General features: G+C 71.6%; 11 protein-coding genes. All 11 read left to right on the top strand.

The window, feature by feature from the left end; genetic code table 11:
• Positions 1–180 precede the first annotated feature (180 nt).
• The gene (locus ACZ4Z1_RS04935) at positions 181–1425 is read left to right on the top strand and encodes an amidohydrolase family protein (protein ID WP_468485166.1); all 1245 of its coding nucleotides are present in this window, start codon (positions 181–183) and stop codon (positions 1423–1425) included.
• Between the two features lie 109 nt (positions 1426–1534).
• Positions 1535–2341: an alpha/beta fold hydrolase gene (locus ACZ4Z1_RS04930; protein WP_468485165.1), complete on the top strand. Its 807-nt coding sequence runs from the start codon at positions 1535–1537 to the stop codon at positions 2339–2341.
• Positions 2342–2466: 125 nt separating this feature from the next.
• Positions 2467–2850: a thiol-disulfide oxidoreductase DCC family protein gene (locus ACZ4Z1_RS04925; protein ID WP_468485164.1), complete on the top strand. Its 384-nt coding sequence runs from the start codon at positions 2467–2469 to the stop codon at positions 2848–2850.
• 296 nt (positions 2851–3146) lie between these two features.
• Positions 3147–4151, top strand: coding sequence for a TIGR03619 family F420-dependent LLM class oxidoreductase (locus ACZ4Z1_RS04920; protein ID WP_468485163.1), 1005 nt, complete (start codon positions 3147–3149; stop codon positions 4149–4151).
• A 34-nt stretch (positions 4152–4185) separates the two neighbouring features.
• Positions 4186–4986 (top strand): SDR family NAD(P)-dependent oxidoreductase, encoded by an 801-nt coding sequence (locus tag ACZ4Z1_RS04915; protein ID WP_468485162.1) that lies wholly within the window; start codon positions 4186–4188, stop codon positions 4984–4986.
• Between the two features lie 138 nt (positions 4987–5124).
• The gene (locus ACZ4Z1_RS04910) at positions 5125–6261 is read left to right on the top strand and encodes an LLM class flavin-dependent oxidoreductase (RefSeq protein WP_468485161.1); all 1137 of its coding nucleotides are present in this window, start codon (positions 5125–5127) and stop codon (positions 6259–6261) included.
• A gap of 20 nt (positions 6262–6281) precedes the next feature.
• Entirely contained in the window at positions 6282–8012 is a 1731-nt protein-coding gene (locus ACZ4Z1_RS04905) for an N-acyl-D-amino-acid deacylase family protein (protein ID WP_468485160.1), read from the top strand.
• Complete coding sequence (locus tag ACZ4Z1_RS04900; RefSeq protein WP_468485159.1) at positions 8009–9499, top strand: aldehyde dehydrogenase family protein; 1491 nt, start codon at positions 8009–8011, stop codon at positions 9497–9499. Before ACZ4Z1_RS04905 ends, ACZ4Z1_RS04900 begins: the two co-directional genes overlap by 4 nt.
• A 236-nt stretch (positions 9500–9735) precedes the next feature.
• On the top strand, positions 9736–11313 hold the full coding sequence (locus ACZ4Z1_RS04895; protein ID WP_468485158.1) for an APC family permease: 1578 nt from the start codon (positions 9736–9738) through the stop codon (positions 11311–11313).
• A 50-nt stretch (positions 11314–11363) separates the two neighbouring features.
• Entirely contained in the window at positions 11364–11555 is a 192-nt protein-coding gene (locus ACZ4Z1_RS04890) for a ribbon-helix-helix domain-containing protein (RefSeq protein ID WP_468485157.1), read from the top strand.
• Entirely contained in the window at positions 11545–11889 is a 345-nt protein-coding gene (locus ACZ4Z1_RS04885; RefSeq protein ID WP_468485156.1) for a VOC family protein, read from the top strand. Before ACZ4Z1_RS04890 ends, ACZ4Z1_RS04885 begins: the two co-directional genes overlap by 11 nt.

Genomic DNA, 11889 nt, shown 5'->3' with positions numbered 1-11889 from the left:
GGATGCGCGTGCAGCCGCCCGTGCGTGGCCCGGGCGCCGGCGTGGGCCCGAGCGTCGCTGCTCAGCCGCCTGTGCGGCCGTGTGCCGCCAGGCCCGGGTGCGAACCGGTGTCATCTGCACGCGTTCCCTCGCGCCACAGCTTTGCTGACGGGTCGTCAGTTCAGCGCTACGGTAAAAAACATGGAGAGTTTTCCGAAGATAATCTCGGTGGACGACCACACGGTGGAGCCGCCCCATGTCTGGCGGGACCGTCTCCCCGCGAAATATCAGGACATCGGCCCCCGAATCGTGCGGGCACCGCTGACGGAGATGACGTTCACCGGCGGCCGGTTCGCGCCGAAGATGGGCCGGCCGGGGGACGACGGGCCACTCGCCGACTGGTGGGTCTACGAGGACCTGCACCGCCCGCTGACCCGCCTGGACACCGCCGTCGGGTACGCCCGCGACGAGATCAGACTGGAAGGCATCACCTACGAGCAGATGCGCCCCGGCTCCTTCAGCGTGCCGGAGCGGCTGGCCGACATGGACGTCAACCACGTCCAGTCCGCGCTGTGCTTCCCCACGTTCCCGCGCTTCTGCGGCCAGACCTTCACCGAGGCCGAAGACCGCGAACTGGGGCTGCTGTGCGTGCGCGCGTACAACGACTGGATGGTGGAGGAGTGGTGCGGCCCGGAGGCGCGCGGACGCCTCATTCCGCTCGGCCTCGTCCCGTTGTGGGACGCGGAACTGGCCGCACAGGAGGTGCGCCGGAACGCGGAACGCGGCGTACGGGCGGTCTGCTTCAGCGAGATTCCGCCACATCTGGGCCTGCCCAGCATTCACACCGGCGACTGGGACCCCTTCCTGCGCGCCTGCGAGGAGACCTCGACCGTCATCGCCATGCACATCGGCTCCTCCAGCAGGATGCCGTCCACCTCCGCCGACGCGCCGCCCGCCGTCGGCTCCACGATCACCTTCGCCAACTGCTGCTTCTCGATGGTCGACTGGCTGATGAGCGGGGCGTTCGACCGCTTCCCCGGCCTGAAGATCATGTACGCGGAGGGGCAGATCGGGTGGATCCCGTACATCCTGGAACGCGCTGACGTGGTCTGGGAGGAGAACCGCGGCTGGGGCGGCGTCGCCGACAAGGTCCTTCGGCCGCCGTCCGAACTCTTCGCCGGGCACGTGTACGGCTGCTTCTTCGACGACGCCTTCGGACTGCGCAACCTGGACGCGATCGGCGTCGGCAACGTCCTGTACGAGACCGACTACCCCCACTCCGACTCCACCTGGCCGCGCTCCCGCGAGGTCGGCGAGGCGCAGATGGGGCACCTGGCGCCCGGCGTGGTCGAACGGATCGTCCGCGGCAACGCCATCGAACTGCTCGGCCTGACACCGGAGGGGCTGTGGGCAGGAGCAGGGGCAGGAGCGGGAGCGGGGGTGTAGCGCCGGCGCGCGCCTGCGCGAGGTGACGCCTTTCGTGCACCCGCAACCGCCCGGGACCTCCCCGTACGGCAGCCGAACGGTCACGATGGGAGGCCTGGAGGTGACACACATGACGACGTTCGTGCTGGTGCCGGGCGGGTACACCGGAGGGTGGATCTGGCGGGAGGTGGCGGACCACCTGCGCGCGGCGGGACACCGGGCGCATCCGGTGACCCTGACCGGGATGGGGGACCGCCGCCACCTGTCGGGTCCGGGCACCGACCTGAACACCCATATCGAGGACGTGGTGCAGGTCCTGGATCACGAGGGCGCGGGGGATCCGCAGGAAGCGGGCGAGACCGTGCTCGTCGCGCACTGCTACGGCAGCTACCCGGCCCTGGCCGCAGCCGACCGCGACCCGGACCGCATCGCCCGCCTGGTGTTCGTGGACGCGGGCCTGCCCCACGACGGCGGCACCGTCCTCGACGCACTGCCCGACCCGGCCGTACGGGACCGCCTGCGTCGCCGCGCCCAGGAGCACGGCGACGGCTGGCGGTTGCCGCCGCCCGCGTTCGAGGAAACGGACATCTGGGGCGCCCTGGACGGCATCTCCAAGGACGGCCTGGACCGGCTGGCCCGCCTCGCCGCACCGCAGCCGCTGGCCACCCTCACCCAGCCGGTCCGGCTGACCGGCGCGACGGCCGCCCTGCCCACGACCGGCATCTTCTGCACGCGCAACGTCACCAGCACCGCGGCCGTCCGCGCCCTGGTGGCCACCGGCGACCCGGCCTTCGCCGGCCTCGCCGAGCCCAGGGTCGGCTTCTTCGACCTGGACACCGGGCACTGGCCCATGCTGTCGTGCCCCGGCGAGCTGGCCGACCTGCTGCTGCGGGCGGCGGCGGACGAGGGGGAGCGCATCGGCGTACCGGACCGGTGAGCGGAGGCGTACCGGACCGGTGAGCGGAGCTGCCGGGACGCCCGGTCCGGGGCGCGCCGCGCGGCCCGGGACGCCCGGTGCGGGGTGCCGCCGGTGTGCCGCCGACGCCCCGGCATGATGGGGGCATGAGGACACGACCCGTACTCGTCTACGACGGGGACTGCGGCTTCTGCACCACCTCCGTGCGGATCGCCGAAGCCCGCATACGCCCCCGCTGCACCGTCACGGCCTGGCAGTTCACCGACCTGGAAGCGCTCGGCGTCACCCAGGAAAGGGCCGAGCACGAGGTCCTGTGGATCACCCCGGCCGGGCGGGTGTACGGCGGCGCGCAGGCCGTCGCCAAGCTGCTGATGAGCGCGCGGGGCACCTGGGCCGTGCCCGGGGCGCTGCTGACCCTGCCGCCGTTCCGCCCTCTCGCGCACGCCGTGTACCGGCTGGTCGCCGACAACCGGCACCGGATGCCCGGCGGCACGGCGGCCTGTTCGCTGCCCGCCCACCTGAGGCCCTGACGTCCGTACCCCCGCCACCCGCACCCCTTGCCTGATGGCCCGGCAGCCCACACCATGACCTCTAGGGCGCTTCTGATGGATCTCCGTGGCCTCGCGACGCCCGGCACGCACCCTCGCCGCACGGCGCGAAGGGACAGGTGGCTCCGCCACATGACCCTTCACACCGCACTCCCCCAAGCTCTTCGAGCAGGGGGGACCCCCAAGCGCACGCACCGAACGCCGCTCGGTGCCCTCCACGGAGATCCATCAGAAACGCCCTAGCCGTCGAGGACGGGCCGTGGGCCGGGCGTGCGGGGGTGGGCGTGGACAGCGGTACGGAGCGAGGCGCACGGAACGACGGCGCCTTCGAAGGCGTACGGATACTGCCCGAGGGGCGGCTGTCCTACGGCATCCAGCTCCCCGTGCAGTCGCAGAGCACCCTCTACGCGGAACCGTGGGAGGCCGCGGCCGGACCCGCCGACCTCGTCGAGATCGCCCGGGCCGCCGACCGCCACGGCTTCGCCTACGTCGCCTGCTGCGAGCACATCGGCATCCCGCGGCGGCTGGCCGCGGCGATGAGCACGGTCTGGTACGACCCGGTCGCCACCCTCGCCTACCTGGCGGCGGCCACCACCCGCGTACGGCTGCTCAGCCACATCGCGCTGGTCGGCCTCAAGCACCCGCTGATCACCGCCAAGCAGTACGCGACCCTCGACCACCTCTCGGGCGGGCGGCTGATCCTCGGGGTCGGCGCCGGGCACGTACGGGAGGAGTTCGACGCCCTCGGCGTGGACTTCACGCGGCGCGGCGCCCTGCTGGACGAGGCGGTCGACGCGCTGAAGGCGGCCCTGGGGCCGCAGGAGTTCCCCTCCTACCAGGGCAAGGAGATCGCCTTCGAAGGGCTGGGACAGTCCCCGCGCCCCGTGCAGGAGCCGCGCCCGCCGGTCTGGGTGGGCGGCTCGTCGCCCGCCGCCGTCCGCAGGGCGGCCGTACGGGGCGACGGCTGGCTGCCGCAGGGCGACCGCCGGGACCAGCTCCCGCCGCAGCTCGCCGAGCTGCGGCGGCTCCGGGAGGAGGCCGGAAACCGTACGCCCGCCGAGGCCGGTGCCGTCACCGAGCCGCTGTACGTGGGCGAGCCCGCGTGGGACGTCGGGCGACGCACCCTGGCCGGGGCGCCCGGACGGCTGGCGGAGTCCCTGCGCGAGTACCGGGCGATGGGCGTGCACCAGATCCAGGTCCGGTTCCGCAGCCGGAGCCGTACGGAACTCACCGACCAGATGGCGGCGTTCGCCGAGGGCGTCGCTCCGTACCTCGGCGGCTGAAGCGCACGGTGCTCCCCGAAGGGACCGGTAGGGCATGGGAAAGCTGGACGGCCGGGTCGTCATCATCACCGGCGCCGCACGCGGCCAGGGCGAACAGGAAGCGCGGCTCTTCGCCGAGGAGGGCGCGCGCGTCGTGCTGGGCGATGTGCTGGACGGTCCGGGGGAGGCGCTCGCGAAGGAGCTGGGTGACGGCCGTGCCCGGTACGTCCACCTGGACGTGAGCCAGGAGGCGGACTGGGAGGCGGCGGTCCGGGCCGCCGGGGAGGCGTTCGGCACGGTCGACGGGCTGGTCAACAACGCCGGCATCCTGCGCTTCAACGAGCTGGCCGCCACCCCGCTCGCCGAGTTCCAGCAGGTGGTGCAGGTCAACCAGGTCGGCACGTTCCTCGGGATGAAGGCGGTGGTCCCGGAACTGTCGGCGGCCGGCGGCGGCACCGTCGTGAACACCGCCTCGTACGCCGCGCTGTCCGGCATGGCGTACCTGACCGCGTACGCGGCGTCGAAGGCCGCGGTGGTCGGCATGACGCGGGTGGCGGCGATGGAGCTGGCGGGCCGGGGCATCCGGGTCAACGCGATGTGCCCGGGGGCCGTCGACACCCCGATGACCCGGCCGGAGCGGGGGCCGGAGGACGCGGCGGGCGTCCCCGGCGCCTCCGCCGCTTCGGCGCAGGACCTGGACGCCTTCTACGCGAAGGCCGTCCCCCTCGGGCGGATCGGGCGGCCGGAGGAGGTGGCCCGGCTGGCGCTGTTCCTGTCGTGCGCGGACTCCTCGTACATCACGGGACAGCCGTTCGTCATCGACGGGGGCTGGCTGTCCGGCATCAGCCTGTACTGAGGCGCGTACACGGACGGGAGTCCGTACCTGATGAGACGTCGGGTATTGACGGTCGGGGTGCCCGGTGCGAGAGTCGGTCCCGATCTGACGGGGCGTCAGTTCATGACGCCGGGGCGGACGAGGGACGGTGAACCCCCTATGGAGTTCGGGCTGTTCGTACAGGGATATGTGCCCGCCGCGCGGGCGGAGACCGACCCCGAGGCAGAGCACCACGCACTGATGGAGGAGACCGAATACGTCATCCAGGCCGACCGGTCCGGGTTCAAGTACGCGTGGGCCTCCGAGCATCACTTCCTGGAGGGGTACTCGCACCTGTCCGCCAACGACGTCTACCTGGGCTACCTCGCCCACGCCACCGAGCGCATCCACCTCGGCTCCGGCATCTTCAACCCGCTCGCCCCGGTCAACCACCCGGTCAAGGTCGCCGAGAAGGCGGCCATGCTCGACCACCTCTCCGGGGGCCGCTTCGAGTTCGGCACCGGGCGCGGCGCGGGCAGCCACGAGATCCTCGGGTTCCTGCCGGGCATCACCGACATGAACCACACCAAGGAGATGTGGGAAGAGACCATCGCCGAGTTCCCCAGGATGTGGCTCCAGGACGAGTACCAGGGCTTCCAGGGCAAGCACTGGCAGCTGCCGCCCCGCAAGGTGCTGCCCAAGCCGTACGGGCCCGCCCACCCGCCCATGTGGTACGCGGCGGGTTCACCGTCCTCGTACGCGATGGCGGGGAAGAAGGGCCTGGGCGTGCTGGGCTTCAGCGTGCAGAAGGTCGCCGACATGGAGTGGGTCGTCGAGTCGTACAAGACGGCCGTCGAGCAGGCCGAACCGGTCGGCGCTTACGTCAACGACAACGTCATGGTGACCTCCACCGCCGTCTGCGCCGAGACGCACCAGAAGGCGGTCGAGATCGCGGTGGGCGGCGGGCTGAACCACCTCCAGTCGCTGCTGTTCCACTATCACGACACCTTCCCGCGCCCCGAGGGCATCCCCGAGTGGCCCGAGCAGCTGCCCGAGTACACCGAGGAGATCATCGAGCTGCTGATCGCCGAGGAACTGATGATCTGCGGCGACCCCGACGAGGTCTTCCGGCAGTGCAAGCGCTGGGAACAGGCCGGCGCCGACCAGCTCACCTTCGGCCTGCCGATCGGCATCTCGCCCGAAGACACCCTCACCACCATCCGCCTCATCGGCGAGCACGTGATTCCGAAGATCGACACGGACCCGGTGCACCGGACGGCCCGCTTCCGGCAGGGCGCCGCCGGACCGCACGTCTGAGCGGAAGGGACCACCCGGGGATGTACGACCACCTGATCAGGGGCGCCACGGTCGTCGACGGCACCGGCACCCCCGCGTACCAGGCCGACCTCGCCGTCCACCAAGGCCGGATCGCCGCCCTCGGCCGGATCACCGGCCCCGCCGGGACCACCGAGGACGCCCACGGCCTCGTCCTCACGCCCGGCTTCGTCGACCCGCACACCCACTACGACGCCCAGCTCTTCTGGGACCCCTGCGCCACTCCCTCCATGCACCACGGCGTGACCACCGTCGCGGGCGGCAACTGCGGCTTCACCCTCGCCCCGCTCAACCCCGACCGCCCCGGCGACGCCGACTACACCCGCCGCATGATGAGCCGGGTCGAAGGCATGTCACTGGCGGCACTGGAGCGCGGCGCACCGTGGAACTGGTCCACCTTCGGCGAATACCTGGACGCCCTGGACGGCCGGACCGCCGTCAACGCGGGCTTCATGGTCGGCCACTGCGCGCTGCGCCGCCACGTCATGGGCCCGGACGCCATCGGCGGGCAGCCCACGGACGCGCAGATGACGGCCATGCTCCGGCTCTTCCACGACGCCATGGACGCGGGCGCCTGGGGCCTGTCCACCACCCAGTCCTCGACCCACGCCGACGGCGACGGCGAACCCGTCGCCTCCCGGCACGCCCACCCCGCCGAACTCCTCGCACTCTCCCGCGCGGTCGCCGACCACGAGGGCACCCAGCTGGAGGCGATCGTCGCCGGCTGCCTCGACCAGTTCGCGGACGAGGAGATCGACCTGCTCGTCGAGATGTCGGCCGCCGCCGGACGCCCCCTGAACTGGAACGTGCTGACCATCGACAGCGCCGTACCGGAACGCGTGCCCCGGCAGCTGGAGGCGAGCGAGCGCGCCCGTGAGGCGGGCGGCCGGATCGTCGCCCTCACCATGCCCATCCTCACCCCCATGAACATGTCGCTGCGCACCTTCTGCGCCCTCAACCTCATCCCCGGCTGGGGCGACATCCTCGCCCTGCCCGTACCGGAGCGCATCGCCCGGCTGCGCGACCCGGCCGTACGGGAGGAGATGCTGCGGCGCGCGGCGAGCAAGGAGGCGGGCGTCTTCCGGCGGCTGGCGGACTTCGCCCGGTACGTCATCGGCGACACGTACTCCGCCGCCAACGCGGGACTCTCCGGCCGGGTGGTCGGCGACATCGCCGCCGAACGCGGCCAGGAACCCTTCCACACCCTGGTGGACATCTGCGCCGAGGACGAGCTGCGCACCGTCCTGTGGCCGATGCCGACCGACAACGACCCGGCCAGCTGGGAACTGCGGCAGCGCACCTGGCAGCACGAGGACGTCATGCTGGGCGGCTCCGACGCGGGCGCCCACCTGGACCGCATGTGCGGCGCCCCGTACACGACACGCTTCCTCGGCGACTGCCTGCGCGGCCGGAAGCTGGTGGAGCTGGAGCAGGCCGTACGGATGCTGACCGACGACCCGGCCCGGCTGTTCGGGCTGCGCGACCGCGGCCGGATCGCGGTGGGCCACCACGCCGACCTGGTGCTCTTCGACCCGGAGCGGATCGACGCCGGGCCCGCCCGGCTGGTGCACGACCTGCCGGGGGACAGTCCGCGGCTGGACTCGGAGGCGGCCGGGATCGTGAGCGTACGGGTCAACGGCGTCGAGACGGTCCGGGACGGCGCGGTGACCGGGGCGGTGCCGGGAAAGGTGCTGCGGTCGGGGCGGGACACCGAGACGGTGCGGACGCGGTGAACGCGCCCGGTACGGCCGTACCGCGGCCCGAGCGGCTGCTGATCGGCGGCGAACGGACCGCACCCGATCACGGCCACTACGAGGTCATCGACCCGGCGACCGAGGAGACCGTCGGACTGGCGGCGGAGGCGAGCCGAGACCAGGCGTACGAGGCGGCCCGCGCGGCGCGCGAGGCGTTCGGGCCCTGGTCGCGCACGGCGCCCGAGACCCGCGCGCAGGTCCTGGACCGCGCCGCCGAGATCCTGGCGCGCCACCTCGGCCCGTACACCCGGCTCGCACAGGCGGAGACCGGGGCGACGACCGGCACGGCCCGCGCGATGCAGGTCGGCGTCGCCGTCGCCCGCTTCAAGCGGTACGCGCGCGGAGCGCTGGAGCCCGTGGAAACGCCCCTCCCACCCCAGATCAACGAGGCGGGCCCGTTCGGGAAGGCGGCCGTCCTCGGGGCGCTCGCGGTGCGCCGCCCCGTCGGCGTGGTCACCTGCATCACCTCGTACAACAACCCGTGGGCCAACCCGGCGGGCAAGATCGCACCCGCGCTGGCCATGGGCAACACCGTCGTGATCAAGCCCGCGCCGCAGGACCCGCTCTCCGTCCACCGGCTGGCCGAGGCGCTCCAGGAGTCCCTGGACGAAGCCGGTGCGCCACCGGGCGTGATCAACCTCGTGACCGGCGCGGACCCGGCGGTCGGCGAGGCCGCGGTCGACGCGCCGGACGTGGACATGGTCAGCTTCACCGGGTCCACGGCCGTCGGGCAGCGCATCGCCGAGGTGTCCGGACGCGGCATGAAACGCCAGCTCATGGAGCTGGGCGGGAAGGGCGCCGCGCTGGTCTTCGACGACGCCGACCTGGACGCGGCCGTCGCCGGCATCGGCACCACGTACTCCTTCTACAGCGGCCAGATCTGTACGGCGCCGACGCGCGTACTCGCCCAGCGCGGCATCCACGACCGGCTGGTGGGGAAACTGGCCGCGTATGCGGACCGCTTGAAGACCGGTGACCCGTCCTCGGCGGACACGGTCGTCGGCCCGGTGATCTCCGCCGCCCACCGCGACCGCGTCGAGTCGTACATCGAACTGGGCCGCAAGGAGGGCGCCACACTGGTCGCGGGCGGCGACCGCCCGCCCCTCCCACGCGGCTTCTACGTAGCCCCCACCCTCTTCACCGACTGCACCCCCACCATGCGCGTGGTCCGCGAAGAGATCTTCGGCCCGGTGATCGTCGTCCTCCCCTTCGACGACGAGGAAGAGGCCGTGGCACTGGCCAACGACACCGACTACGGCCTGCTGGACTACGTCTGGTCCGGGGACGTGGCGCGCGCGTTCCGGGTGGCGGGGCGGCTGCGGACGGGCGGGGTGGGCATCAACACGGTCGGCCGGAACATGGAGGCGCCGTTCGGCGGCTTCAAGCGGAGCGGGGTGGGGCGCGACGTCGGCTCGTACGCGCTGCACGCGTACAGCGAGACGCAGGCGGTGGTGTGGCCGGGGTGAAACGGGGGGAAGGCCGGGCGGGAAAATTTTGAACCGGGACGAAGCGGACAGCGCTGCGGTTCCCGCAGTCCGGAATTCGACTGTACGGCCTTCAAGTTACCGAACGTAACGCATGCCTGGCCTTGTAAACCTCGACCGGCCAGCACTTCGACCTGCCGAAGCGAGGGCCTGGTCGCCGTATACGGGTGGATCTTCAGCCCCTCGATGCGGAAACAGCACCACTTAACGTCCTGTTCATGGTTCAGGCAGACCCCCGGCCCAAGGCCGGAGACACGGTAACGAGGGCCGGTGGCACGGCCGGTGGCGGCACCGGCGGGACCCGCGGCAAGGGCCTGAGCGGAAACTCCGTCGGCCTGCTCGGCAGCGCCGTCATCGGCGTCTCCACCGTCGCCCCCGTCTACTGCCTGACCTCGACGCTCGGCCCCACCGTCGGCGAGGTCGGCCTCCAGATGCCGGCCGTCTTCCTCGCCGGCTTCCTGCCGATGCTGCTGGTCGCGTTCGCCTACCGCGAGCTGAACAAGGCCGTACCCGACTGCGGCACCTCCTTCACCTGGTCGGTGAAGGCGTTCGGCCCGCGCATCGGCTGGATGTGCGGCTGGGGCCTGGTGATCGCCACGATCATCGTCCTCTCCAACCTCGCCGGGGTCGCCACCTCCTTCTTCTGGCTCCTGCTCGGCGAACTCACCGGCAGCGACGCCGTCGCCGCCCTGGACGGCAACAAGGCCGCCCACGTCCTGACGTGCCTGGCCTTCATCGCCCTCGCCACCGCCGTCAGCTACCGCGGCATGACCGCGACCAAAGGCGTCCAGTACGCCCTGGTGGGCCTCCAACTCGCGGTCCTGGCCCTCTTCGTCGCCATGGCCTTCAGCAAAGCCGGCTCCGGCGACTTCCTCGGCTCCCTGCACTTCTCCCTCACCTGGCTGGACCCCTTCGCCGTCCGGTCCTTCTCCGCCTTCACCGCGGGACTGTCCCTGTCGATCTTCATGTTCTGGGGCTGGGACGCCTGCCTGACCGTCAACGAGGAAACCGCCGGCAGCGCCAAGACCCCCGGCCGCGCCGCCCTCCTCGCCATGATCGTCCTCATCGGTTCGTACCTGCTGACCGCCGTCGCCGCCCAGATGTTCTCCGGCGTCGGCACCAAGGGCCCCGGCCTGGGCAACCCCGACACCGCCGGCAACGTCTTCGCCGCCCTCGCCCACCCCGTCATGGGCCCGGTCCTCGGCGTCCTCCTGTTCGTCGCGGTCCTCGCCTCCGCCGCCGCCAGCCTCCAGACCACCTTCATCCCGGTGGCCCGCACGGTCCTGGCGATGAGCGCGTACGAGGCCCTGCCGCCGTCCTTCGCCCGCGTCCACCCGCGCTTTCGCTCACCGGGGCGCGCCACCATCGCGGCGGGCGTCGCCACCGGCGTCTTCTACGCCGGAATGACCTTCCTCTCGCAGAACGTCCTCGTCGACACCATCTACGCCCTCGGCCTCATGATCTGCTTCTACTACGCGATCACGGCCTTCGCCTGCGCCTGGTACTTCCGCCGCGAACTGCGCCGGTCGGTACGCGACCTGCTCTTCAAGGGAGCCTTCCCCGTCATCGGCGGCGCCCTCCTCACCGCCGTCTTCACCAAGACCCTCGTGGACATGTGGAACCCGGCCTACGGCTCCGGCAGCTGCGTCCTCGGCGTCGGCTCGGTCTTCGTCATCGGCGTCGGCCTGCTGCTGCTCGGCTTCGTCCTCATGCTGGTCATGCAGCGACGCAGCCCGGCGTTCTTCCGGGGCGAGGTACTGACGCGGGCCACGCCGGCGATGGTGGTGGAGGAATAGCGCGGCACCGCCTCTCGCCTTCTAGGTTGCTAGCATGCTAGCTTCGTGGTGTGGGTGATGAGGAAGTCAAGCAGTTCAACGTCTATCTGCCGATCACGCTGATCAAGCAGGTCAAATACCGCGCCATCGACTCGGGCAGTTCCCTGTCCGCACTGGTGGCGGACGCGCTGCGCGCCTACCTGGACGAGCCCGCCGAGCAGGACCGCGATGCGGCCGGAAAGGAGAACCGAGATGGCGACTGAGGGCATCGAGGCCGTCTTCCTGGAGACGCACAACTGGGGAAAGACGGCGAGGTTCTTCCAGTCCCTGGGCTACGACCTGGAGTTCGAGACCGGCCACCACTCCGGACAGCTCCGCAACGGCGACGGCCCGTACGTCTTCATCGCCGAGGTGCCCGAAGACCGGGAGCCCCGGACGCAGGCCGTACTGAAGGTGCCGGACGAGGACGCGTTCCGTCCCGGCCCGGACGTCGAGGTGGTCACGCCGTTCGAAGACACCCACTTCGGGACCAGGACGGCGACCGTACGCGACCCCGACGGACGCCTGTGGAGCCTCCAGGCCCCTGCCAGGAGCTGA

This window comes from Streptomyces sp. NPDC030165, from assembly GCF_055573595.1.
This window is presented reverse-complemented; position numbering and strand designations above follow the sequence as displayed.

Excerpts from the sequence above, each read along its gene's own strand:
- ACZ4Z1_RS04935 (WP_468485166.1), top strand. The coding sequence starts at position 181 with ATGGAGAGTTTTCCGAAGATAATCTCGGTGGACGACCACACGGTGGAG.
- ACZ4Z1_RS04930 (WP_468485165.1), top strand. The coding sequence starts at position 1,535 with ATGACGACGTTCGTGCTGGTGCCGGGCGGGTACACCGGAGGGTGGATC.
- ACZ4Z1_RS04925 (WP_468485164.1), top strand. The coding sequence starts at position 2,467 with ATGAGGACACGACCCGTACTCGTCTACGACGGGGACTGCGGCTTCTGC.
- ACZ4Z1_RS04915 (WP_468485162.1), top strand. The coding sequence starts at position 4,186 with ATGGGAAAGCTGGACGGCCGGGTCGTCATCATCACCGGCGCCGCACGC.
- ACZ4Z1_RS04910 (WP_468485161.1), top strand. The coding sequence starts at position 5,125 with ATGGAGTTCGGGCTGTTCGTACAGGGATATGTGCCCGCCGCGCGGGCG.
- ACZ4Z1_RS04905 (WP_468485160.1), top strand. The coding sequence starts at position 6,282 with ATGTACGACCACCTGATCAGGGGCGCCACGGTCGTCGACGGCACCGGC.
- ACZ4Z1_RS04895 (WP_468485158.1), top strand. The coding sequence starts at position 9,736 with ATGGTTCAGGCAGACCCCCGGCCCAAGGCCGGAGACACGGTAACGAGG.
- ACZ4Z1_RS04885 (WP_468485156.1), top strand. The coding sequence starts at position 11,545 with ATGGCGACTGAGGGCATCGAGGCCGTCTTCCTGGAGACGCACAACTGG.